At 72.7% G+C, this 24176-nt stretch carries 17 protein-coding genes; 9 read left to right on the top strand and 8 right to left on the bottom strand.

Annotated elements, in window-relative coordinates:
* Window positions 1–3: 3 nt before the first annotated feature.
* The 4 genes from Actkin_RS16895 (at window position 4) to Actkin_RS16880 (ending at window position 5109) form a co-directional block, all read left to right on the top strand.
* Complete coding sequence (locus Actkin_RS16895; protein ID WP_258903351.1) at window positions 4–1098, top strand: WXG100 family type VII secretion target; 1095 nt, start codon at window positions 4–6, stop codon at window positions 1096–1098.
* Between the two features lie 27 nt (window positions 1099–1125).
* Window positions 1126–2523: a type VII secretion protein EccB gene (gene eccB, locus Actkin_RS16890; RefSeq protein ID WP_258903350.1), complete on the top strand. Its 1398-nt coding sequence runs from the start codon at window positions 1126–1128 to the stop codon at window positions 2521–2523.
* Between the two features lie 1146 nt (window positions 2524–3669).
* On the top strand, window positions 3670–4497 hold the full coding sequence (locus Actkin_RS16885) for a type VII secretion EccE family protein (protein ID WP_258903349.1): 828 nt from the start codon (window positions 3670–3672) through the stop codon (window positions 4495–4497).
* A gap of 27 nt (window positions 4498–4524) precedes the next feature.
* Window positions 4525–5109: a sugar O-acetyltransferase gene (locus Actkin_RS16880; protein WP_189210508.1), complete on the top strand. Its 585-nt coding sequence runs from the start codon at window positions 4525–4527 to the stop codon at window positions 5107–5109.
* Here the strand turns inward: Actkin_RS16880 and Actkin_RS16875 are convergent.
* Complete coding sequence (locus Actkin_RS16875) at window positions 5066–7108, bottom strand: diguanylate cyclase (protein ID WP_258903348.1); 2043 nt, start codon at window positions 7106–7108, stop codon at window positions 5066–5068. The two genes, Actkin_RS16880 and Actkin_RS16875, sit on opposite strands and share 44 nt — an antisense overlap.
* Window positions 7109–7265: 157 nt before the next feature.
* Between Actkin_RS16875 and Actkin_RS16870 the strand changes: the two genes are divergently transcribed.
* Window positions 7266–7925 carry a thiaminase II/PqqC family protein gene (locus Actkin_RS16870; RefSeq protein ID WP_189210506.1) on the top strand — a complete coding sequence of 220 codons (660 nt, stop codon included), beginning with the start codon at window positions 7266–7268 and terminating at the stop codon, window positions 7923–7925.
* Window positions 7926–8081: 156 nt separating this feature from the next.
* Here the strand turns inward: Actkin_RS16870 and Actkin_RS16865 are convergent, their stop codons facing one another.
* Window positions 8082–8765, bottom strand: coding sequence for a VCBS repeat-containing protein (locus tag Actkin_RS16865; RefSeq protein ID WP_258903347.1), 684 nt, complete (start codon window positions 8763–8765; stop codon window positions 8082–8084).
* 280 nt (window positions 8766–9045) lie between these two features.
* On the opposite strand from Actkin_RS16865, the gene Actkin_RS16860 reads away from it, so the two are divergent.
* On the top strand, window positions 9046–9591 hold the full coding sequence (locus Actkin_RS16860) for a helix-turn-helix domain-containing protein (protein WP_189210504.1): 546 nt from the start codon (window positions 9046–9048) through the stop codon (window positions 9589–9591).
* Between the two features lie 155 nt (window positions 9592–9746).
* Here Actkin_RS16860 and Actkin_RS16855 read toward each other — a convergent pair whose 3' ends face one another.
* The 3 genes from Actkin_RS16855 to Actkin_RS16845 all read right to left on the bottom strand — a co-directional run bounded on the left by Actkin_RS16855 (window position 9747) and on the right by Actkin_RS16845 (window position 13403).
* Window positions 9747–10262, bottom strand: a complete 516-nt coding sequence (locus Actkin_RS16855; protein WP_258903346.1) for a hypothetical protein — start codon at window positions 10260–10262, stop codon at window positions 9747–9749.
* A 107-nt stretch (window positions 10263–10369) separates the two neighbouring features.
* Window positions 10370–11482, bottom strand: a complete 1113-nt coding sequence (locus Actkin_RS16850; RefSeq protein WP_189210502.1) for a HesA/MoeB/ThiF family protein — start codon at window positions 11480–11482, stop codon at window positions 10370–10372.
* A 268-nt stretch (window positions 11483–11750) separates the two neighbouring features.
* The gene (locus tag Actkin_RS16845) at window positions 11751–13403 is read right to left on the bottom strand and encodes a M3 family metallopeptidase (protein ID WP_258903345.1); all 1653 of its coding nucleotides are present in this window, start codon (window positions 13401–13403) and stop codon (window positions 11751–11753) included.
* Window positions 13404–13780: 377 nt separating this feature from the next.
* On the opposite strand from Actkin_RS16845, the gene Actkin_RS16840 reads away from it, so the two are divergent.
* Window positions 13781–15043: an MFS transporter gene (locus tag Actkin_RS16840; RefSeq protein WP_258903344.1), complete on the top strand. Its 1263-nt coding sequence runs from the start codon at window positions 13781–13783 to the stop codon at window positions 15041–15043.
* Between the two features lie 46 nt (window positions 15044–15089).
* On the opposite strand, the gene Actkin_RS16835 is transcribed toward Actkin_RS16840, so the two are convergent.
* Together Actkin_RS16835 and Actkin_RS16830 are read right to left on the bottom strand one after the other, a co-directional pair.
* Window positions 15090–16877, bottom strand: coding sequence for a pectate lyase-like domain-containing protein (locus Actkin_RS16835; RefSeq protein WP_258903343.1), 1788 nt, complete (start codon window positions 16875–16877; stop codon window positions 15090–15092).
* Between the two features lie 166 nt (window positions 16878–17043).
* Window positions 17044–18045, bottom strand: coding sequence for a cytochrome P450 (locus tag Actkin_RS16830; RefSeq protein WP_258903342.1), 1002 nt, complete (start codon window positions 18043–18045; stop codon window positions 17044–17046).
* Window positions 18046–18600: 555 nt separating this feature from the next.
* On the opposite strand from Actkin_RS16830, the gene fusA reads away from it, so the two are divergent.
* Complete coding sequence (fusA, locus tag Actkin_RS16825; RefSeq protein WP_258903341.1) at window positions 18601–20640, top strand: elongation factor G; 2040 nt, start codon at window positions 18601–18603, stop codon at window positions 20638–20640.
* Window positions 20641–20707: 67 nt separating this feature from the next.
* Complete coding sequence (locus tag Actkin_RS16820; RefSeq protein ID WP_258903340.1) at window positions 20708–21703, top strand: NADP-dependent oxidoreductase; 996 nt, start codon at window positions 20708–20710, stop codon at window positions 21701–21703.
* Between the two features lie 17 nt (window positions 21704–21720).
* Here Actkin_RS16820 and Actkin_RS16815 read toward each other — a convergent pair whose 3' ends face one another.
* Complete coding sequence (locus tag Actkin_RS16815; protein WP_258903339.1) at window positions 21721–24174, bottom strand: NACHT domain-containing protein; 2454 nt, start codon at window positions 24172–24174, stop codon at window positions 21721–21723.
* Window positions 24175–24176: the final 2 nt, after the last annotated feature.

The raw sequence follows: 24176 nt of genomic DNA, 5'->3' as shown, positions 1-24176 counted from the left end.
GCGGTGCATTACGACTCGCTGTCCGCCGCCGAGCGGCACGCGCTCGTCGGCGTCGAGGCCCACCATCACCTGCCGAGGATCCAGGACGCGGGCCGGATGTGGCTGGCCGTCGCCGAGCGGCTGCGGGACCTGGCGGACTCCCTGCGGCGGGAACTGGCCGCCCTGGCGCCGGACTGGGCCGACTCCACGGGCACGGGCTTCGTCGCGGAGGTGGAACGGCGCAAGGCCGTCATCGACGCCATGGTGGCGCGTATCGAGGAGCGGCAGCCGTGGCGTGCTCTCGACGACCTCGCGCGGCAGCTGATGCTGACCCATGCGCGGCTGACCGGGTGCGACCCGGTGATCGTGCCTGAAGGCGTCGCGGTCGATCTCGACGAACTGGACCGCTACTTCGAGGCGGCGGCCCGGGCGGTGTTCGAGTGCTCGGGGGTGGAGGACCGCCTGCCGGAGGTCACGATGATGGCGGACGACGAGGCGTCCTGCTGCTCGGGACCGGGTCTGGCCGGACTCACCTCGGGCGGGCCGCCGGTGCTCGCCGCGCCCGCGGGTGTCGGCGGCGCGCCGCCGTCCGGGGGCGTGTCCGTCCCGGGCCTCGTCGCGATCCCGCCGAGCGGGCTGCGCGGTGTGGGGCCGGGGAAGGCGCGGTCGGGCCCTCCGTCGATCGACCAGGCCGCGCGGCCCGTGGTGGCCGAGGTCCCGCCGCCCGCGCAGGAGGCCCCGCGCCTGCCGCAGCAGACTGCCGTCACTTCGCAGACAGGCACGTCCACGGGTGGTCGGTTCTTCCCGCCGATGATGATGCCGCCGATGCTCGCCGGGACCGCGAACCGCGCGTCCCGCACCTCCAGGACGGTCGGCGGCGAGCAGCGGCCCGCGCGGGGCGTGCAGCCGGTGCCGGGCGTGCCCGCGCGGCTCAGCGGCCGGGCGGGCGACCGCGTCCGGCCGCCCACCCGGCGGACCGAGGAGCCGCCGGACGGCGAGGTCCTCGACCACGAGGTGTGGCAGGTGCGGGAGCCGGGGGCGGCGTCGCCGCTGCGGCCGGAGCGGCCCGCGCCCGGCGGGGCCCGTCGCCGCACCCGGCACGACGGGAGGACGGCATGACGACCAGCGGCGCGGCCGGGGGCTGACATGGCGACCAAGCGCGACCAGTTGCACGCCCACCAGTTCCTCGCCCAGCGCGCGGTGTCCGCACTGGTGACCAGGGAGACCGACCCCGAGCAGCCGCCGTTCCGCAGGCCGCTCGGCGCCGCGTTCGGCGGGGTCGCCCTGGCCGCCGTCGTCCTGGTCGGCTTCGGCGTGTGGGGCCTGCTCTCGCCGGGCGGCAACCGGGCGTGGGCCGGGGGCGAGCGGGTGATCATCGAGAAGGAGACGGGGACGCGGTACGTGTACCTCGACGGCAGGCTGCACCCGGTCGCCAACTACAGCTCCGCGCTGCTCGCCCTCAACCGGCACGCGGAGACCCAGACGGTGTCGCGGGACTCCCTCGCCGGGGTCCCGCGCGGTCCCCGCATCGGCATCCCCGGCGCGCCCGATGCCCTGCCCGGCCCCGACATGGTCCTGGGCGGCGGGTGGACGCTGTGCTCCGAGCCCACCGCGACGCCGACCGGGGACACCGTCCAGCGCACTGCGCTGCTGGTGGGCCAGGAGGCCGCGGGCGGCGCCCCGCTCGGCAGGGACGCGCTTGTCGTGGAGGTGCAGGGGTCGGGGGAACGGCACCTGGTGCACGAGGGCTACCGCCACCGGATCGCGGACCCGGCGACCGTGGGCCTGGCGTTGGGGGCGGCGACGGTCGTCCGGGTCGCCCCGGCGGTGGTGGACGTCCTGCCCGCGGGCGAGCCCATCGCCCCGATCCCCGTCCCGAAGGCGGGCACGGCGTCGACGGCGGTGCCGGGGCATGCGCTGGAGATCGGCCAACTCGTGGTCGGCGGCGACCGCCACTACTTGGTGGAGGCGACGAGATTGCGCCCGATCAGCGCGCTCCAGTACGACATCCAACGCGCCTACCAGCCCACCGCGGCCGCCTACGACGGCGAGCAGCCGGTAGCCATCCCGCTCGAGCTGATCGCCCTCGCCGACGCGGAGGTGGCCGCCGAGCCCCCCGCCGCCGACGCCGACCCACCCGCCACCCGCCCCACCCTGGCCGCCCCACCCCGCCCGACCCCCACGACCTGCCTGACGTTCACCCCGTCGACGGGATTGCCCCAGGTGACCCTGGACCCACCCCTGCCTCCCGCAGACCCGATGACCATCACCCCCGGCCGCACCGTCGCAGGCCTCCCCCTGGCGGACCGGCTGGTGGTGCCCCCGGGCTCGATCGCGGTTGTCGAGGCCATACCCAGCCCGACCGCCCCCGCCGGAACCCTGACCGTGGTCACCGACCTGGGCATGGCCTACCCGCTGGCGGACCGAGCGGTGCTGGAGATCCTGGGCTACGCGGCCACACCCCCCATCCGCCTCCCCACCCCCTTGGTAGCCCGAGTCCCCCAAGGCCCCGCCCTAAGCCACCCCGCCGCGATGGGCAGGTGACCAATGCAGAACGCGCACCCCACAGACCCAACCCACCGAATCCCCTCAGCCGCAATCACCACCCCCCACCCACCAACCAGCGCCGAGCCCACCACCGACCCGGAGGCCACAGCCGCACACCCGATGAGCAAAGGCGCGGACGACCACGGCCCCATCCCAACCCCAGACGCCACAAACCCCACACCCCCAACTCCGGCGACCCCCACACCCCCAACTCCGGCGACGCCGAACGGCCAGGGCACCGTGCCACCGCTCGGTGCCGCGAACGCCGCGCGCCCAGCCTTCTCGGTGCCGGACGGCCCCCCAGGTGCCACGAATCCCGGGCACGCAGCTTCGTCGATGCCGGACGGCCCTCCAGGTGTCACGAAATCCAGGCAACCAGCTCCGCCGGTGTCGGACGGCGAAGGCGCCATCGCACCCCCAGGTGCCGTGAGTTCCACCCACGCGGCTTCATTGCCGTCGAACAGCCTGGGTGCCGTGAATCCCACACGCCCGGCTCCGGCGACGCCGAACCGCCAAGGCGCCATTCCACTCTCAGGCGCCACTAACCCCACCCACCGGGCTCCCGCGATGCCGCATGGCCAGGGGGCGGCGGGCGGGACCGGGAAGGTTGCGGGGGCGGTGGTGTCAGCGACTTCCGCAGCGGCTTTGGCCGTTCCGAACGCCGCGCCTCGTGGCCGATTGGGTTCGGTGGGTGGGGTGGCGGATTCCGGTGCGGTTGCGGGGAATCGGTTGGTCGCCCGCCCTAGTGCCGGTCCCTCGCCCTGGGCGGCCTCGGCGATCCCGATCGTTCCGGACCCGGCGCCGACGGTCATTCTGGGGCGGGCGGTTGCGCAGCAGGCGTTGGCGCCGACGGACGCGTCGGTGACTCAGCCCGTTTCCGGTGCTACGGCGGCCTTCCCGGGGGTGGTGGCCCGCCCTCCCGGGAGTCGGGTTCGGCCGCCTGCGCGGCTTCGGACTCCTGGGCCCGCTGCACCGTCCCCTTGGCAGCCTCAGCCCGGAGCCAGGCCGACTGCCCCTGCACCCCACCCCAGCATGCGGGCCAAGCGGCGGCGTAAGTGGCTTCGGCCAGGACAGTTGGTCTGCCTCCAACTCGCCATAGTGCTCGCCGTCGTGGCTGTGCGGCAGGAGTTTCCCGGAGCCCTCGTGACGGCGGCCGTGGGACTGGTGTTGCTCGCCGCCACCGTCGTCCGCGTCAAGGGACGGTGGCTGTACGAACTCGTCCCCCTCGCCGCTGGCTTCCTCTCGCGGAAACGGCGGCAGGATCTCGCCTGGGACAGCGCGGGTATCGGCCTCATCGCCCTCCTCCGGCCGGGCGCCACCTGCCAGACCATCGACACCGACCTGGTCATCACCCACGAGTCCGGCATGACGGCCGTGCTCTACCCCTCCGGCCCGGTCTCCACCCCCACGGACCTCCTACCCGACACCCCCTCCCTCGCGGTTCAGGCCATCTGGCACGCCCAGCCCGGACGGCCGACGCAGGTGTGGCTGGGCGTCCACGCGTCCAGGACCGTCGACCACCTCACCGACGACCAACTCCGCGTGAACCTCAGCAACGGTCTCCGGCGCATCCGCAAAGCGCTGAAGCACAAGGGGATGACCGCCCGCTCCGGCGCCACCGGCCTCACCGCCCTCGCCCACCTGAACGGCAGCGCCGAGATCCGGGAGGACTGGGACTTCTGGCGGACCGGCCCCATCTCGCAGGCCTGCTTCCGGGTCACCACCGCACCCCACCCCGCCCTCATCACCGCCCTGCTCACCAGCGCCCCCGGGGTCGCCGTCACCGTCGGGTGGAGTGCGGCCGACCGCCAGGACGTCGTGGTGCGGATCGCCGCGGGCAGTGGCGGCGCGGTCGACGACGCCGCGCGCGTCCTGGGCCGGGTCGCCGATCTCGTGCGGCTCGACGGGGAGCACCGGTCCGGCGTGGCCGCCACCCTCCCCATCGGCGCGTTCCCGCTCCGCGGGCCGTGACCCCGCGACCGGGGTACGTTCACACGCATGCCGACGGACTACTTCGCCGGGGACCCGCGCACCAACCGCGAGCGCATGCTCGCAGGCGACCTCTACATCGCCGACGACCCGGAGAGCGCCCGGATCGCGCAGCGGGCCGTCGCGCTGCTGGAGTCCTACCGCGTCGACATGATCGCCGGGCGCGTTGAGGCGGCGCGGCGGACCCTGGCGTCCGTGCTCGGCAGCCTCGGCGACGGCGCGTTCGTGAAGCCGCCGCTGTTCGTCGACTACGGCGAGAACCTCCACATCGGCGCCCGCACGTTCGTCAACCACAACCTCACCGCCCTGGACGTCGCCCCGATCACGATCGGCGAGGACTGCCAGCTCGGGCCGGGCGTCCAGCTGCTCACCCCCACCCACCCCGTCGACCCGATCCCGCGCCGCGACAAGCTGGAGGCGGCCAAGCCGATCACCATCGGCGACAACGTCTGGCTCGGCGGCGCGGTCGTGGTCTGCCCCGGCGTGACGATCGGGGACAACAGCGTCGTCGGCGCGGGCGCCGTGGTCACCGGCGACATCCCGGCCAACGTCATCGCGGTGGGTAACCCCGCCCGGGTCCTCCGCGGGATCTGACGCCGAGCAGCCGCTCGTCCTCGTCCAACGCCAGGAAGGCGTCGACCAGCTCCGGGTCGAACCGCGTGCCGCGCCCGGACAGCAGGTGCTCGCACGCAGCGTCCGGACACCCGGCGGCGACCGACGCCCAGCCCTCGCACAGCGCCACGATGCGCGCCTCCACGCGGATGTCCGCGCCCGCGAGGCCGTCCGGCCACCCGGTCCCGTCCCACCGCTCGTGGAGCTGCCGGATGACCTGGGCGACCTCCGCGTGGTCGGGCACGACGAGCGCCAGCCGCGACCCCGCCACCGGGTGCATGCGCGCCAGCCCGTGGTCGTCGGGGGTCAGCGGGTCGAGCAGGACGTCGTTCGGGACCATGATCGCGCCGATGTGCGCCAGCCGGGCCGCGCGCCGGGCGCGGGCGACGGTCGCCTGGTCGAGCCCGAGCGCGGTGGCGAGCACCTGCGCCCAGTCCGCGACCGCCGCGCCGTGGCCCACCCGCCCCATCCGCTGCTCGACCAGGTCCGCGATCCGGTAGAGGAAGTCGGAGCCGACGTCGGTGCTCCGGCGGGCGGGCACGTCGTCGCAGGAGCCGACCGCCGCCCGGTCGCGCCCGGCGGCCTTCGCCCGGTACAGCGCCCGGTCCGCCGCGGCGACCAATGCGGCCCCGCTGTCCTGCCCGGTCGACATCACCGCGCCCACGGACACCGTGACCTTCACCGATTCGCCCGGGCCGAGCGCGATCTCGGCCTCGGCGACCGTGCGCCGGAGGCGGTCGGCCAGGCTCGGCAGGTCCGCCGCGGCGACGTCCTGGGCGAGCAGGGCGAACTCCTCGCCGCCGTAGCGGGCGAGCACCTCGCCGGAGCGCACGGCCCCGCGCAGGCGGTGCGCGATCTCGGCGAGGACCCGGTCGCCCGCCGGATGGCCGTAGGTGTCGTTGATGGCCTTGAAGTGGTCGACGTCCACGATCAGCACTGCGAACGCGGGGCCTTCGCGCCCGGCGCGCTCGACCTCGGTGTCCAGTCTGGACTCGAAGTAGCGGCGGGTGTAGAGCTGCGTGAGCCCGTCGGTGTTGGCGAGCCTGCGCTGGTCGATGGCGATCACGGCCAGCCTGGCCACCGTCAGCCCGAACAGGATGGCGCAGGCGATGGCGTACGCGGGCACGTCGCGCAGCTCGCCGCGCGCGTGCTGGAGCAGCAGCAGCGCGGGTGCGACGAGCGCGCCCGCGCAGAGGACGGCCAGGCGCAGCCAGCTCAGGCTGGCGGGCGGCGCGGTCGAGCGGACGCCGAGCCGCCGCATCGACGGGTGCAGCGCGCTCGCGCCCAGGGCCAGGTTGCCCGCGAGCCAGATGGCGTCCAGGAAGTTGCCCGCCGCGTAGTCGCCCGAGAGCCGCTGCAGCACATACAGCGTGTCCGCGGCGAGGATGGCGGCCAGCCAGCCGACGAGCAGCACGAACGCCCCGCTCCGCCGCCCGCCCGCGAACACGAGCCGCAGCGCGACCAGCAGCAGCGCCAGGTCCATGAGCGGGTACGTCAGGGACGCGGCCTTCACCAGCGCGGGCGTGTCGGCCCGCGACTGCGGTCCGATGATCATCACCCAGGACAGCAGGCCCGCGACCGCGGTGAGCGACAGGGCGTCGATGAGGCCTGCCAGCTCGGGCCCGCTGCGCCGCCGCCGGGCCAGCAGCACGATGCCCGCGACGGCCAGCGGGTAGTGGCCCACGTAGGCGGCGTCCGCGAGGGACGGATAGCTGGTGTCGTCGAGGACGTAATGCGCGACGTAGAAGATCACGTCCGCGAGCGCGTAGACCGCCTGGCTCAGCCCCAGCAGGATCCACGGCAGCGCGGGCCGGGGCCGGTGGCGCGCCAGCCCCCAGGCCACCGCGAGCGCGGCCGACGCGCTCACCGCGCAGTAGGTGACCAGCCTGACCGGCACCTGGGCGGGCCCGTCCGGCGCGGCGTAGTAGGCGCAGATCAGCAGGCCGCCGACGACGAGGTAGCCGACCCAGAGGGACCGCAACGGTGGGCGACCAGAGGCCAAAGCTCGCGATCCTTTCGTCACCCCTGTGCAGTGCGCATTGCGCACGTGCGGTGGTCAAGAGGAAGTGGGAACGTTATCAGAGCGGACAACACGGTTGGTATCGTGATCAACACGGTAAGCCGAGAGGAGTTCACCAGTGGGGCGACGAGCCGATGAGGTCCTTGCGGCTGTCCGGCGCGAATTGGCGGAGAGCGCGCGGGAGAACCGCATGGTCGCGCTGGTCGAGGCGGGCTCGGCCCCGCTCTCGGCGCTCGGCGCGCTCGCCGCGGAGCAGCATCGGATCATCGCCAGCGACTGGCGAGCATTCCTCATGTTGGCCGCGCAGGCAGGGGATCAGTCGGCCCGCGAGTTCTTCACGATGCTCGGCCAGGGCGAGGCGGTCGCCGCGGCCCGACTCGTCGACTTCGCCGCGGCGTGCGGTCTCACGCCGAAGGACCTGCGCGAGCACACGCCCCAGCCGGGGTGCCAGGCGTACCCGTCCTACATCGCATGGCTGGTGATGAACGGGAGCCCGCGCGACGCGCTCCTGGCCATCGTGGCGAACTTCGCCGAGTGGGGCGGCTACTGCGCGGCGATCAGCCGCGGGCTGCGCGAGCGCTACGGCTTCGACGAGACCGGCACCGCCTTCTTCGACCTGTTCGCCACCCCCGCCCCCGACCTCGACGCGCTCGCCCTGCGCGGCGTGCAGGAAGCGCTCGACGACGGCTGGGACCCCGACGGCGCTATGGGCCTCGCCCGGCTGCTCCAGGGTTACGAGTCGATGTTCTGGGACACCCTCGCCGACCTGGCCGGCTGAACCCGCGCAGCACGCGGGCGCCTGCTCTCTGGAAGGACCCGAGCCCCGGCATGACCAGTGTGGACAGTTGCCGTCCACACTCCAGCGCCGGGTGCCGGGCGTAGGACGCCGAGAGGGACCGGCACGCCTCGGCGTGCCGGTCCCCACGGGTCGGGGCTAGACCGGGATGTCCCCTCCGGTGCCCCACTGGACGGTCGTGATGCCTCGGACGTACCAGGTGCCGTTGCTGGGCCGCCAGACGGTGTACTCGGTGCGGTTGTCGCCGTTGAAGTCGCCGGAGACCGGGATGTCCGCGCCGACGCCCCACTGGACCGTGGCGATGCCGCGGACGTACCAGGTGCCGTTGCTCGGCCGCCACACGGTGAGGTCGCTGCGGTTGTCGCCGTTGAAGTCACCCGTCACCGGGATGTCCCCGCCGGTGCCCCACTGGACGGTGGCGATGCCCCGCGCGTACCAGGTGCCGTTGCTGGGCCGCCAGACCGTGTAGTCCGTGCGGTTGTCCCCGTTGTAGTCCCCGACGACGGGGATGTCCCCGCCGGTGCCCCACTGGACCGTCGCGAGGCCGCGGACGTACCAGGTGCCGTTGCTGGGCCGCCACACGGCGACGTCCGCCCGGTTGTCGCCGTTGTAGTCGCCGACCACGGGCACGTCGCCGCCCGTGCCCCACTGGACGTTGAACTGGCCTCGCACGTACCAAGTGCCGTTGCTGGGTCGCCAGACCGCGATGTCGGTGATCGAGTCGCCGTTGTAGTCCGCCGCGACGGGGATGTCCCCGGCCACGCCCCACTGGACGGTGAACAGGCCACGCACGTACCAGGTGCCGTTGCTCGGTCGCCACACCGCGATCTCGGTGGCGCCGTCGCCGTTGAAGTCGCCCGCGACGCGCTGGGGCGAGGACTCCGATGCCGCGGACGTGGTCTCGATTTCGTCCGGTTGCGCGGCCGCTGTACCGACGGGCCCGATGACCGCTACGGTTGCGATTGCCGCGACAACACTTTTTCTGCAAATACTCATGGCCATAGTCTGGGGGTGGTCCTGCACTGTCGAGAATGGCTTGTTCCGCCCATCGGACCGGGAAGAGACATTTGGCCGCGTGGCCACCTGAAGGGGGTAGAAGCAGATGAACAATGCGGAGAGCGACCGGGGCGTTCTCGGGAGGGCGTTCACTCTGTTGGATGCGTTGGTGAGCCATTCGGACGGGGTCGGCCTCTCCTGGATCGCCCATTCGTGCGGGGTGCCGAAAACCACCGCGTACCGGCTGTTGCGGCAGCTGGAGGCGCTCGGCGCGGTCCAGCGCTGCGACGGGCTGTACCGGGTGGGCTCGAACCTGTTCCGGCTCGGCCAGGCCTGGGAGCCCTATCCGCGCCTGCTGTCGGCGGCCCGCAGGCCGCTGGATGTGCTGGCAGCGGCCACGAAGGCCAGCGCGGTGCTGACCGTGCGGAGCCACGGCGGCGTGATGATCGCGGCGGCCAGCCCGGTCCGGGTCGAGGACGCGCTGCTGCTGAGACCCGGGTGCGCGGTGCCCGAGGGCGTCGAGCTGGTGATGGCGCCGGTCCTCGCCCCGACCGGGCGGAATGTGGGGATGGTCGGCACGGTGAGCCGCGATCATCCGCAGCCCGGTTTCGTGAGCGAGATCGCCAGAGCCGTCAGCGCGGCGCTGCGGTAGCCGATCTTTTCAGCCGAAAGTGTCATGCGCGGACGGGCAAGTTAGCTCGGATGGCCGTATCAGAGCTTTCCGGTCTGCCATTATCGTCGGCTACCCGTCGGGCGCTGCCCGACAATTCGCCGCGCGTGAATGCGCCTGCGGCGATTCAATCGTTATTACTGATTAATATTCACGGTTGTCGGTCCGGTGACGGTGGCGATACCGGTGGTCGCGCATTGGAGGGTGTTCGGGGTGAGGAGGGTGACCGTCTGCACGGCGCCCGCGGGGGCGAACGTGCCATCGGTGATCAGACCGGAACTGGTGACGACGATCTGACCGCCGACGGCGCTGCTCGTCACGTTGTAGACGAACGTGCTGGGCGCGACCGCCGGATCACCCCACACGAACGACCGCGTCGCGGTCCCGGAGTCGCCCAGGACCAGGCAGGAGGCGTTGATCGTGAACGTCTCGGCGTACGACGCCGTCCGCGCCGTCGCGTGCGTGCACGTGGGGAAGAGGCCGGACACGGTGATCTCCGTGGGCCACGAGACCAACGTCAGCGGCGGGTCGAAGCTGGTGACCTCCGTGCCCACGCAGGTCTGCACCAGCCCGCCCGCACGGGCGGGCACACCTCCGGCGACGACCCCGCTGGCGACCAGGACGACGGACAGGACTGCTCCGCTGCGCGACATGGCTCTCCCTCCGCTGACGACCTTCGGACTGCGTTCATCCCCGGATGCCGCAGAGCGACCCGACAGCCGCGGCCGTGCTGTCGATCCCACGGCCGCGGCTCTCGGCGTCAGCCCTGCGCGGTTCCCACGGCCGGGGCGGGGTGGTCGGCCGGGGGAGTGGCGCCGCACACCGGGCAGTCCGGCAGGCGGTCCCAGCGCTCGTACTCAGTCATCTCGTAGTCGTCGAAGCGGAGTTGGATCAGTTTGCCCGCGGCGACGGGCGGGGCGATGCCGGTGAGCAGCCGCACGACCTCGCCGATGAGCAGGCCGGTCACCATGGTCACCAGGGGGACGAACGCTGCGTTGTCGCCGCCGATGCGGCGCTCGCGCTTCTCGGCGAGCAGCGTCGCCGAGACCTGGTCAGTGCGGAACACCCCGAGCCGCCAGCACTCGATGCAGCCGGTCTGGCCCGGCACCATCGTGAAGTACACCGCGCGCTGGGTGTCCAGCCCGCCGGTGACGAGGGGGACGCCCGCGCGCACGCAGCCCTCGTTCACCCAGTGGTTGATCTCCATCTTCGGCCGGTCGGCCACGGAGATCACCACGTCGGCGTCGGCCGCCGCGGCGAGGACGTCCTCGGTCGACTCGATGCGGCGGGGGATCTTCTCGATCTCCATGCGCGGGTTGAACCGGCGCACCCGGTCCACCGCGAGGTCGATCTTGGCCTTGCCGATGTCCTCGTCGCGGTAGAGCACCTGGCGGTTGAGGTTGGACAGCTCCACGCGGTCGAACTCCACCACCCGCAGGTGCCCGATGCCCATCGCGGCCAGGTCCTGCAGGATGTGGCAGCCGAGCCCGCCGAGCCCCAGCAGCGTCACCCGCGCGTCGAGCAGCCTGCGCTGGTGCTGGAACTGGTTGTCGGCCAGCGAGCAGTACGAGCCGAAGAAGTTGATGTTGCGGGCCCAGCGCGCCTGCTCGTAGTCGTCGAGCAGGCCGTCGGCGCTGACCGCGCCGTTGATCAGGAAGCCCGCCTCGTCGAACTGCGCGATGGCGGTCTCGACCTCGGCCGCGGTGATCTCGGGGTAGTCCTCGGCCAGCTCGCCGTGCACCTGCGCCGCGGTGCGCGTCCCGTCGAGCAGCTGGCACATCCGGTGGATGGCGCCGTTCTCGTCGGGGATCTCGGCGACCTGGCCGTATCCGCCGATGTAGAGCACGCCGTCGGCGGGGAAGGCGGGGGTCATGTGCTTAAGCTTGGGGAGGATCGGTCGGCTCATCGGGCTTCCCTCGTGACGACGCACGTCGGCGACGGCCTGCTTGCGCCGCGCCGACACCGGACTAGGGTGTGCTCGCCCGCTGGTGGACCGCCCGTCACGCGGTCCACCAGCGGGCTCCTGCGCCGATCAGCCCTCGGCAGCGCCGGACGCGGTGCTGGTCTTGCGGATCTTCATCGTGACGGTCATGTCGGTTCACCTCCTCGTCGGGTTCGTCGGGCCCGGGCGGCCGGAGGGCTCACCCGGTGGTCTCGGTCCCGCACAGCGCGTCCACCTGACCGGACAGCACGTCCAGCCCGGCCTGCCAGGAGCGCGGGTCGTCCGGCCGGACGCCGAACGCGCCGAGCAGCTCCGCGGGCGGCGCGCAGGCGCCCGCGGACAGCAGCGCGTAAAACCGCGGGCCGAACGACTCGGGCGCGTCGGCGAAGCGCGCCAGCAGCGCCATCGCGGCCACCTGCCCGTACGGGTAGGCGAAGCGGCCGCCGGGGCGCAGGAAGAACTCGTCGAGATAGCTCCACCAGTGCCGGTATCCCTCGGTGAGGCGGACGGCGTCGCCGTAGAGGTCGCGTTGGCCGCGCATCCATTCGGCGGCAAGGGCTTCCGCGCCCGCGGGCTCCTGCTGGGTGTGCAACCACGTCTCGAAGTCGTGCAACGCGACCTGGCGGAACACCGCGACCAGCCGGTCCTCGACGGCGCGTGCGGTCACCGCCGTCCGCGCGTCGTCCACGTGCTCGGCGAGCACGGTCGCGGCCAGCGACTCGGTGAACAGCGCGACGGTCTCGCCGAGCACGGCGGGACAGGTCGCGTTGAACGCGCCGCGCCCGGCGGCGAGGCGGGCGTGGGCCGCGTGGCCCAGTTCGTGCGCCAGGGTCAGCACGTCGCGCGGGGTCCCGGTGAAGTTGAGCAGGACGGCGACCCGGCCGGACGGAAGCCCGACCGTCACCGCGCCGCGTTGTTTCCCGGCCCGGGGAAAAGCGTCGACCGTGTCGCCGGACAGCAGTTCGGCGGCCAATTCGTCGAGGCCGAGCCGGGCGAACGTCTCGGTCGCGACAGCGCAGGCGAATTCCCACGAGAACTCACCGGTCAATCCGGGCAATGGCGCGTAGCGATCGGAGTCGGTGAGCGGATGGCCTAATTGGGTTTCCTTCCACCGGTAATACCGGTGAACGATGTCCCGGTGGTCGTGAACCGCCGTGAGCAACGCGTCGAGATCGCGGTCAGCGATTTGGTTGGTGACCCGGTCGGCGTGCAGCCAATCCCGCGCGCCGGACACCTCGGCCCTGGCCACCCGCGCTTCCGCGAGCGCGCCCAGCACTGACGCCCGCACATCGACCTCGGCGAGCAAAGCGGAATCGACGGCGTCCGCCCGCTCCCGCCGGTGCGCGCGGTCGGGCCCGTAGAGCGCGGGCAGCGCCGCACCGAGCGGGCCGCCCCCGACGGTGATCCTGGCGAGCAGCTGCCGGGCCAGGGACTCCAGCGCGGGGACGGGGTCGAGCCGGGCCAGCGCCGCGGCGACGGTGTCCGGGGGCTGCAGCGCGACGGAGTCGCGGATGCGCGCGAGGTAGTTGCGGTGCCGGTCCGGCTCGGCCGATTCCCGCGCCCGGGCCAGCTCAGGCTCAAGGAAGTCCCACTGGGCCGCGACCTCGGCCCACACCCGTTCGCACCGGGCCAGCACGCGGGCGCCCGCCTCGTCGTCGGCGTCGGCCGCCAACCGGCCCTCGGCGTAGGCGGTCGCCTCCAGCAGCGGGGCCAGGATCCGCTCGGCCTCGGCGACGGCCGCCGCCAGGCGCGGGCCGTCGGCGTCGGCGAGCGCGCCCCGGTGGGCCGCCCGGAACGGGGCCAAGGCCGAGGGCACCGAGTCCAGCTCCGCCACCAGAACCTGCGCGTCCACAGTCGCGAACACATTCACCGGACGGCCGGATAACGCAGGCGAGGTCAATACTCCCCCATTCGATGGAGCATTAAAGCGAACGTCACTTCCGCCGAGGCTATCCAGCGCCCAAACCCCGGTCAAGGCACACCGCTGGTCTGATCGGGTGGCCCTGACCGGCAATTTCCCGCGCGTCGATATCGCCTGTGGTGACCGTCCTGCGGCGGTGGAACGGGCGACCCGCCGAACGGGCGTACGGCGATACCGGTGAATGGTCGACAAATGGTGAATAACAGCGTGAAGTGAGGGGTGCTCGGATAATCGTCCCGGCTATCGGGCTATTGCGGGCACCCGTAATCTGGGGACGCTATTCGGCGGACCGGGGGACAGGAGTGCGGATGAGCGGGGACACGGCCGAGCGGGCGACGCCGCTCGGCTCGCGCTTCCACCTGCTGTGGGCGGCGTACATCATCTCGAACACCGGGACCTGGATCTACCGGCTCACCCTGCCGCTGCTGGTGCTCGACCTGACCGGGTCCGCCCTGCAGACCGCGGCGCTCTACGCCCTGGAGTACGGGCCGTTCCTGCTGCTGTCGCTGCCCGGCGGGGTGCTCGCCGACCGCTTCGACCGCAAGCGGCTGCTCGTCCTCGGCGACCTCGTGGCCGGGATGTTCGCCATGACGCTGGCGGTCATGGTGTCCCTGGGCGCCGCCCACCTCGCCCTGATCTACGTGGTGGCGCTGCTCCTGTCCTCGGTCGAGCCGATCTACCACCCGGCGTTCCAGGGCTGGCTGCCGGACCTGGTGGACCGCGCGAACCTCGACCGCGCCAACGCGCTGCTGCAGTCCAGCGACAACGTCGTCAGCCTCGCGGGTCCCGTGCTCGCGGGCGGCCTCGTCGCCTTCGTGGGCTTCGAGATGGCCATCTACATCGACGCGTTCTCGTTCATCGCCAGCGCGCTGATCATCCTGCTGATCCGCGTCACGTCCCGGCGGACGACGCCTGCGGAGCCCCCGAAGCCCGTGCGCATGGTGAGCGGCATCCGAGAGGCCCTGCGGTACATCACGAGGGAGAACCGGCCGCTGCTCGCGGGCAGCCTGCTGTTCACCGGCACGAACTTCGCGATCTGGCTGATCCAGGCGAACCTCGTCTACTACCTCACCTCCTACCTGCACCTCTCCTCGACGGTCGTCGGCGTGGTGTTCGCGGCCCAGGGGGCGGGGGCGCTGCTCGGCTCGCTGATCGCGCCCGTGGTCATCCGCCGCATCGGCAACGGCCGCACCATCGCGCTGTCCACCGTCGCCGCGGGTCTGACGACGGCGCTGCTCGCCGTCTTCCGCGACCCGGTCGGCGTGTCCGTGGTGTCCGCGCTGGTGTTCACCCTGGGCTCGATGAACGTGGTCGCCTGGTTCACGCTGCGCCAGCGCATCGTCCGCCGCGACATGCTCGGCCGGGTCGTCGCGGCCACCCGGATGATCGCCTTCTCCAGCATCCCGCTGGCCTCGGTCATCGCGGGCGGGCTGGAGAGCGCCCTGCGCAACATGGTCCTGATCATCCTGATCGGCGCGGCCCTGCGCGCCCTGGTGGGCGTGCTCGGCCTGCGCAGCAGCCTCGTCCGCGCCGAGGCGCGACCGCTGTCCGACGAGCCCGCCACCCGGTGACGCCCGTGTAGCCCGGTGCCGCATGCGGCGGCACCGGGCCCCGGACTCACGGGAGCGGGTATTCCGCCAGGTAGACCGGCACGCCGACCTTGGTGGTATCCGCCGGGGCGCCGATGCCGTTGACGACGTGGTCGATCGTCCCGGCGCTGAGGTTGACCGTCATGATGTGGCGCAGCCGCACGCCCGGCGTCTCGGGGACCTCGAAGCCGTTCTCGGTGTGGATGGCCGGGTTGTTCTGGTTGAAGACGTAGACGCCGCCGCCGTGGAGGGTGTGGGCGCGGACGTGGTCGCCCACCTTGTAGCCCGCCCAACCCTCGACGTCGCCGTTCATCCAGTCCGCCTGCGTCGGCGGGTCGTACGGCAGCTCGTTCTGGTACAGCACCGTGGTGCCGTGCTCGCCGTTCCAGACGGTGTTGTGCCGCTGGAAGTGCTCCACGAACAGACCCGTGGCCGTCACGTGGTCGCCGTTGACCTCCACGCCGGTGCGGCCGGTGTTGGTGCGCCAGCGCTCGGTGTCGGTGAAGCCCTCGACGCCGTGGTCCCCGCGCCACACCCACGTGTGGTCGATCAGCACGTGGTCGCTGTTGACCTGCAACGCCGTGTCGGTCCTGCCGACGTGCGGGCCGCCGACGCGGAAGTACACATCGGACAGCGTGGTCGGATCACCCGGTGTGGCGCGGCGTTCGCCGTGCTCCTTGCCGACGCGCAGCAGCACGGGCGAGAGCCGCTCACCCGCGTCGATGGTGACGCCCGCGATGACGACACCGGGCACGTCGGCGACGTCGACCGGCACCGAGCCGTTGACCGCGGTCAGCGTGGCGTGCCCGAGGCCCAGCACCACGGTGCCCGGCCGCTTGACCTCGATGCTGCGCGCGATGTCGTACACGCCCGGCGTGAGCAGCAGGTGCTTGCCGCGCGCGAGCTGGCTGTTGATCCGCCGCACGGAGTCCGCCGGGGTGGCCACGAAGAAGTCCGACAGCGGGACCGTCCGGCCGGGCGTCATGCCGTCCGCCCACGAGACACCGCGGGTGTCGCGCGCCGCCGCCGGGACGCGGACGTTGTACTCGCCCGACTCGTCGACGAACAGGTACGGCTTCTCGCGGCTCAGCGGAGTCGTGGCCAGGGTGGTGTACGGCGGGTCCGGGAAGCCCGTGTCGTCGGGAGCGCCCTCGACGCCGGAGAACACCTGGTTCCACACGCCGTTCGACCAGCCCGCGATCTCGCTGTTGCGGGTGAGCCACTGCTGCTGCGAGCCGTTGACGACCGACGGGAGCCGGGAGTCGGCGATGAACCCGCCGCTGGCGTACTGCGGGCCCGCGGTGCAGTAGTCCATCAGCGACAGCGTGCCGCCGGTGACGTCGAGCCTGCGCATCGACACCGCCTGCGACACTGCCCAGAAGTTCGCCGTTGCCCGGCAGCCGTCCTGACCGTCGGCGTCGATGTTGAGGGTGAGATTGCCCAGGGTGCGCCAGAAGTTGACCAGGGCGATGCAGTTGCCCACGCCGCCGTCGGCCAGGCACCGGTTGTAGACCTCGACCTTGCCGTTGATCACGACGTCGCCGGGCGACGCGCCCAGCCCGGCGATCTCGGTGTAGTAGCCGACCTTGATGTGCAGGGGCTCGTCGGCGGTGCCGTACTCGCCCGGCTTGAAGAGGTAGGCGTGCCGCCGCTCGCCCATCTCGTCGTCCACCTGCGTGGCGTGCGCGGCGTCGAGGACGGCCTGGATGTCGCGGACGGGCATGGCCGGGTCGAACACGGTGACGGTCGCGCCCAGGTCCGTGGGCCCGGGCGGCTCGGCGATCGCTGGGGGAGTGACGACGACCAGCGCCGCCACCGCGGCTAACCCGAAGAGTCGTCGGCGGAGCGTGTAAGCGCTCTCACGCACACGGGGGAGGGACATGTACCTGCCTTTCCTGATGGTCGCTCGGGCCGGGACCGGGAGAGCGCTCTCTGGCGCGGTCGCGCAGGTCAGCCGCGGGCGAATCCGGGGGTGGCTCTTTCTACCCCGTCGACCGCCCGCGCGCCAGGTCCCCGACCGGCCGAAGTCCGATGCGCGCGCCGCGCGGGTGGTGGAGCACGCCCTGGGTCACCCGCGGCTCGCGGTGCGGGACCAGCTCGTGGGTGTCGAGGACGACGGAGAGGGTGACCGACAGCAGCGTGAGCGCCAACCGCGCGCCCGGACAGCCGCGCGGCCCCAGCGCGAACGGGAAGTAGGCGCCCGGCGGCGGGCGGGGGTCGCGGCGCCACCGGCCCGGCCGGAACTCGTGCGGATCGGGGAAGACGCGGTGATCGCGCTGGTTGACGTACGGGCTGAACAGCAGGACCGTGCCCTCGGGAAAGCCGTCGACGGGCGCGTCGAGCCGCCGCTCCAGCCGCCAGACCGGCGGGTGCAGGCGCAGGGCCTCCCGGACCACGACGGCCGCGAACCGGGGGTCGGCGCGGATCTCGCGCTGCGCCTCCGGGTGCCGGGCCAGCTCGTGCAGCGTCCACGCCAGCGCGGCGGCCGGGACATGATGCCCTGCCAGCAACAGCGTGCGGACGGCCAGGGCACGGGTGTGCTCGTCGAAGTCGGAGAGCGGGGTGGCATCCCGGTGACCGCGGATCGCCGCATACGTGGCCAGCTGAGCGGCACGCAACCCGCCCCGCAACAGCCTGGGCCGCGCCGCCACCGTCAACTCCCGCTCCACCAACCCGACCAGCGACGGCGACGGTTCCCCCAACACGAACCCGGCCCCCACCTCACCCACCACCCGAACCGACTCGCGCATCGGGTCGATGACCCCCCGCGCGGGCCACCCGGCCACCACCCGCCGCACCCGCTCCGCGAACTCGCCCGCCTGTCCGCCCACCCCGCCCAACCACGGCCGCAGGGCGGCGCGAACCGCCATCCAGGTGGCCAGCCCGTCAGGCCCCCACGACGTCTCCGCGACCCCCCGCTCCACCCGCAGGGTCCGAGCCGCCGAACACGCCAACAGCCGCGCGGTGGCCCGCGGATCGGTCACCAGCCGGAGCCCAGGCCCCACCTCGACAACCCCGCGGACCGCCGCGGCCGCCAACCGTTCCCGCGGATCCCCGGCCAACACCGGGCACGGAATCAGACGGCGGGGTAGGCGTAGTAGCCGGAACGGGAACGACGCAGGATTCGCCGAAGGAGTCGCATTATCCGATCCCTACCTCTCCAAGGGGAAATCCCAGTGTCGATCCGCGCCTCCGACACCGTCAACCACGACCCCACGCGATCACCCGGATGCCGGCGGCCGGAATCCCGGTTTACGGCGGGGTGCGCTGATCGCTAGTCTCCGCACGACTTCGCGCGCCGGGTTCGCGGCGCGCCCGACGAGTGGGGGGAGCGGGCCGTGCGTCATCGCAGCGCGCTTGTCGTCCCCTCGTCGCGCTACGAGGTGATCCTCGTGTCTCCGGGTTCCCGGTGCGGGCCGCGCGGCCCGCACCGGACGTGCTGACGAACACCTGACCCCTGGCCGGATCCCGGCGCGCGGCGGTGTTCGTCGCGGGAATCGCGCTTCCCCGATCCGGACTACCCGAAGGGTCCCGCCGCCGTGCGCACCGACCTGGACCGAACCCACGCCACCGCTCTGGACCGTGTCCGCAACCTGGGCATCCTCGCCCACGTCGACGCGGGCAAGACGACCATCACCGAACGGATCCTCTATGCCACCGGGACCACCCACAAACGCGGTGAGGTCCATGACGGCACCACGGTCACCGACTTCGACCCGCAGGAACGCGACCGCGGCATCACCATCTTCGCCGCCGCCGTGAGCTGCGAGTGGGACGCGCACCGGATCAACCTCATCGACACGCCCGGCCACGTCGACTTCGCCGACGAGGTGGAGCGGTCGCTGCGGGTCCTCGACGGCGCGATCGCGGTGTTCGACGCCGTCGCGGGCGTCGAGCCGCAGAGCGAGTCGGTCTGGCGGCAGGCCGACCGGCACGGCGTGCCGCGCATCGCGTTCGTCAACAAGCTGGACCGGGCGGGCGCCGACCTGGACGCGGCGGTCGAGTCGATCCGGCTGCGCCTGCACCCGGCGCCGCTCGTCGTCCACCTGCCGATCGGGCGGGAGGACGGGTTCGTCGGCGTGGTCGACCTGCTCCGCATGCGGGCTCTTGTCTGGATGGACGGCGCGGTCGAGGACCGGCCGGTGCCGGACGGCCTGCTGGACGAGGCCCGGCGGCGGAGGCGGCGGCTGACGGAGGCGGTCGCGGAACTGCACCCGCTGGCGCTGGAGGAGTTCTGCGCGGACGGGACGGTGTCCGCGCAGACGCTGGCCGCCGCGCTGCGCGACCTGACCCACACCGGGGAGGGACTGGTCGTGCTGTGCGGGTCCGCTTACCGGGACCGGGGGATCGAGCCGCTGCTCGACGCCGCCGTGGCCTACCTGCCCTCGCCGGAGGACGTGCCGCCCGTGCGCGGCACGCACGACGGCGAGACGCGCGAGCGGCGGGCCGACCCGGCGGCGCCCTTCGCCGCGCTGGTGTTCAAGGTGATCGCGACCGCCACCGGCAGGCTGACGTTCCTGCGGGTCTACTCGGGGACGCTGCGGAAGGGCACGCAGGTGCGCGACGCGGGCGCGGGCCGGACGGAGCGGATCGCCCGGATCCTGCGGGTGCGGGCGGACCGGCATTCCGAAGTGGACCAGGCGGTGGCCGGGGACATCGTCGCGGTGTCGGGGCCGAAGGCGGCGCGGGTCGGCGCCACCCTGTGCGCGCCCGACGCCCCGCTGCTCCTGGAGCCGCCGGTCGTCGCCGAACCGGTGGTCTCGGTGGCCGTCGAGGCCCGGCGGTCCGCCGACACCGAGCGGCTGACCTCGGCGCTGGCGCGGCTGGTCGACGAGGACCCGTCGCTGTCGGTCCGGACCGACGCCGAGACCGGGCAGACGGTGCTGTCCGGTCTCGGTGAACTGCACCTGGAGGTGGCGGTGGAGAAGATCCGCCGGGAGCGCGGACTGGAGATCGCCGTCGGCCGACCGGAGGTGGCCTACCGGGAGACCGTCGTCCACGGCGTGACGGGACTGGTGTACCGGCACGTCAAGCAGGACGGCGGCGCGGGCCAGTTCGCCCACGTCGTCCTGGACGTCGAGCCGCTGGCGGACGGGGCGTTCGAGTTCCGGTCGACGGTGGTCGGCGGCCGGGTGCCGCGCGAGTACGTCCGCGCGGTGGAGGCCGGGTGCCGCGACGCCCTGACCGAGGGTCCGCTCGGCGGTCACCCGGTGACCGGCGTGCGGGTCACCCTGACCGACGGCGCCACCCACGTCCGGGACTCCTCCGAGACGGCGTTCCGCGCCGCGGGCCGGTTCGGGCTGCGGGAGGCGCTGCGGCTCAGCCGGATGCGGCTCCTGGAGCCGGTGGTCGAGGTCGTCGTGACGGCCCCGGCCGAGGCCGTGGGCGGCGTCCTCGGCGATCTCGCGGCGCGCCGCGGCCGGGTCGCCGACTCGGCCGTGCGGTCCGGCGCCGCGACCGTCACCGCGGTCGTGCCGCTGGCCGAGCTGTTCGGCTACGCGACCGTGCTGCGCGGTCGGACGCAGGGGCGGGGCACGTTCACCGCCCGGCCGTCGGGTTACGTCCCGGTCGGCGGATAGCCCCAGAGGGGTGACCCCACCGCGTTGCGGGTGGGGTCACCCCGGGGTCCGGGGCTAGGGTGTACTCATGGGTAACAACCGTCAGATCCGCCTCGCCGCTCGTCCGCGCGGGGAGGTCAAGCCTGGGGACTGGGCGCATGTGACCGTGGACGCGGGCGCGCCGGGGGACGGGCAGTTCGCCGGGCGCACGCTGTTGATCTCCCTCGACCCGGCCATGCGCGGGTGGTTGGACGATCGGCCGTCGTATCTGCCGCCGGTGGGCATCGATGAGGTGATGCGGGCAGGGACGCTGGTCGAGGTCACCGAGTCCAAGCACCCGGACTACGCCGTCGGCGACTTCGTCGTGGGGACGTTCGGCGTGCAGGAGCACGTCGTCAGCGACGGGCGGGGCGCGCTGAAGGTCGACAAGCCGCTGCCCACCTACCTCGGCGCGCTCGGGATGCCCGGCATGACCGCCTACTTCGGACTGCTGGAGGTGGGCGCGCTCAAGGAGGGGGAGACCGTCGTGGTCTCCGGGGCCGCGGGCGCGGTCGGCAGCGTCGTCGGGCAGATCGCCAAGGTCAAGGGCTGCCGGGTGATCGGCATCGCGGGCGGCCCGGAGAAGACCGCCCTGCTCACCGACGAACTGGGCTTCGACGTCGGGATCGACTACCGCGCCGACGACGTCCGCAAGGCGATCCGCGCCGCCGCCCCGGACGGCGTCGACGTGTACTTCGACAACGTGGGCGGCGACATCCTCGACGCGGCCCTGGCCAACCTGGCCATGCACGGGCGCGTGGTCATCTGCGGCGCCATCAGCCAGTACAACGCCGACGAACCCGTCCCCGGCCCGTCGAACTACCTGAGCCTGCTGGTCCGCCGCGGCCGCATGGAGGGCTTCATCGTCTTCGACTACGTCAAGCGCTACCCCGAGGCCGCCGCCGAACTCGCCGCCTGGATCGCCGAGGGCCGCATCGTCCTCAAGGAACACGTCGTCAAGGGCACGGTCGACGACTTCCCCGCCACGCTCACCATGCTGTTCCGCGGGGAGAACGTCGGCAAACTGGTCCTCGACGTCAGCTGACGTCGGCCACGGGCGGGCTAAGCCCGTTTCTCGACGGCCAGATGCACTGATTCGGGCAGCGCGCGGGCGCCCGCGCGCTGTTCGAGCAGGGTGATCACCGAGGTCAGGGCGATCAGCTGGTTGCGAAGGCCGCCTTCGGCCGCTCGGGCCAGGATCAGGCCGAGGATGCGGATGCTGCGCGCCGTCTCCCCGGTGACCACCCGGTCGTGGTCGATGAACGGGGTGATGGCGGAGGCCAGCTCGCTGAACGCGCGCAGGCGCCATCCCGAGAACGCCGCTCCGGCGGCGGCCACGGCGGCCCAGGCGTCGGTGACGAAGGCCGGTTCGTCGGTGGCGCGCCACTGGGCGAGTTCGGGCATGGCGGCCAGCTGCCGGGCGAACCTCCACTCGTCGTTCGACACGGCCAGGGTGGCGCGCAGCTCCCACGCGGCCTCGCTCGCGGCCGTCGAGAGCGGGGTGTCCAGGTCGTGGTCGACCTGGGTGAGGATGTCGGCGCCGGTCACCAGGTGCGGATGGCGGTCGCCGGACCACCAGAGGAACGGCCTGCTGCCCGGGTCCTCGACCCAGATCGCCTGTCCGGTGTCCGCCGAGCCGAGCGGTGAGTTCGCGACCTCGTCGGGACGCGGCAACCGCACGCTCCGGCCCCGGCCGCGGTGGCACAGGTCGGCCCACTTGGCCAGCGCGGACGCCGTCGCCGACGAGATGCCCGCTGCCGGGATCGTCACCGGGGTGTTGGCCAGGACGTCGTCGGACAGCGGTTCCAGGCAGAGCGACACCGACGGCGACAACGGCACGGCCGCGCGCAGGTCGCGGACGACGAGGACCTGGGCCCGCTGGTGGCGGTCCTGCATCGCGATGCGGTCGTCCATGGTCGCGCGGAGCCAGGTGCTCAGCCGCCTGCGCAGCTCCGGGTCGAGGTCGGCGTCGTTGTCGGCGCACTCGAAGGCGAGGTTGATGGCGTCGGCGCCGCCCACCATCAGGCACGCCGCCACGATCTCGTCGCCGCGGACCATCGCAGCGTAGAGCAGGATCGTCTCGCGCCACCACGAGTCGTCGACCCGTTCGGCCAGCGCGTCGACCAGATGGGCGTCACGCACGTACGCGGCCGCCAGGTACTCCTGGAACGTCAGGTGCGCGAAGGCAAGCTGGTCGGCCTCCAGTTCCACGAGCAGCCCGTTGGACGTGATGTCCGCCAGCACCTGCTCCGCGCCCTGGGTGGTGGTGAACCGGCGCAACACCCGCACGAACTCGGCCAGCACCAGGTCCCGCGGCCACACCTGCACCCCGGCCTCCATCATCCGGTAGGCGAGTGCGCGCAGGACGACCTCCCGCTTGTTGCCCGAGAGCTGTTGCGGCAAGCCTTTCGCCTCGTTGCGCCGCCACAGCGCCACCTCGCACATCTCGCGGTACAGGTCGGCCCGGCTGCCCGGCAGGGCGCCCCGGAAGCGGTGCACGTTGGCGATCATGGTGAGCAGGAGCGGGTTGGGCGTCAGCTCGACGAGGGCGGGCACGCTTTCCAGCCGGGTCAGCAGGTCCTCGGCCGCCGCTGCCGAGCGCGTCTTCACCGCGTCGAGCGGGTCGCTGGCCTCCAGCCGTTCGACCGCGAGGTACCAGCCGTGGACGAACGCGCGCACCTGGTCGACGGTGAAGGGGAGGGTCTGCAGCACCTGGGCCCCGTCGACCTGCGCCTCCCGGTAGCCCTGGGGGCGCGAGGTCAGCACGAAGTCGTTCCTCGGGTACTCCCGGCTCTGCCGCTCGATCCAGTTCGCCACCGCCTTGCGGTCCTCGACCCTGGCGATCTCGTCGATCCCGTCGAACAGGACCAGGCAGTGGCCCTGCAGCAGATGGTGGTCGGCCCAGCCGGGCGGCGCGTGGGCCGAGAGCGCCCCGAGCGAGGACGTGATCAGATGCGCCAGCGACCTGCCGTTCCTGATCGTCTCCCAGTGCTCGCGCAGCACCACGAGCACCGGGATCGACCGCCTGCGCTTCCGGCTGTCGCACGCCCTGCGGGCCGTGTGGCGCAACAACGTCGTCTTCCCGCTGCCGGGCGGCCCCACCACGGCGAGGAACGCGGGCTCCTTGCCGTCGAGGAAGTCCACGATGTCGCGCCTCGACGGGCTGTCGTACTCACCGCCGACCAGCGCGCTCGCCGCCTTGTGCAGCGACTGCGGACCGAGCCCGACGTGCACGTAGACGTCATCCAGTTCGGGCGCCGCGAAACCCATCGTCGCCAAGCCCTTGACGTCCACGTAGCGGGCGGTCGCCAGCACGTACTGGCGGTACCGCTCGTCGAACCCCGTGGTGAGCGCGGCGACCCGAGGACCGAGCCCGCGGACGATCCGCTCGTGGTGCCACTTCCACACCCCACGCGTCACCGCGGTCCCCGCGGCGCCCACCGCGCCGAGCAGCACGCCTCCCACCGGACCCCAGATGATCCCCGCAGTGATCGCGCACGCCAGCAGAGCAACCACCA

It is taken from the genome of Actinokineospora sp. UTMC 2448 (assembly GCF_024760565.1).
Lineage (GTDB): Bacteria > Actinomycetota > Actinomycetes > Mycobacteriales > Pseudonocardiaceae > Actinokineospora > Actinokineospora fastidiosa.
Note: the sequence above shows the minus strand (reverse complement) of the source record. Positions and strands in the feature narration are given on the sequence as shown.

Excerpts from the sequence above, each read along its gene's own strand:
- eccB (WP_258903350.1), top strand. The coding sequence starts at position 1,126 with ATGGCGACCAAGCGCGACCAGTTGCACGCCCACCAGTTCCTCGCCCAG.
- Actkin_RS16880 (WP_189210508.1), top strand. The coding sequence starts at position 4,525 with ATGCCGACGGACTACTTCGCCGGGGACCCGCGCACCAACCGCGAGCGC.
- Actkin_RS16860 (WP_189210504.1), top strand. The coding sequence starts at position 9,046 with ATGAACAATGCGGAGAGCGACCGGGGCGTTCTCGGGAGGGCGTTCACT.
- Actkin_RS16855 (WP_258903346.1), bottom strand. The coding sequence starts at position 10,262 with ATGTCGCGCAGCGGAGCAGTCCTGTCCGTCGTCCTGGTCGCCAGCGGG.
- Actkin_RS16850 (WP_189210502.1), bottom strand. The coding sequence starts at position 11,482 with ATGACCCCCGCCTTCCCCGCCGACGGCGTGCTCTACATCGGCGGATAC.
- Actkin_RS16840 (WP_258903344.1), top strand. The coding sequence starts at position 13,781 with ATGAGCGGGGACACGGCCGAGCGGGCGACGCCGCTCGGCTCGCGCTTC.
- Actkin_RS16820 (WP_258903340.1), top strand. The coding sequence starts at position 20,708 with ATGGGTAACAACCGTCAGATCCGCCTCGCCGCTCGTCCGCGCGGGGAG.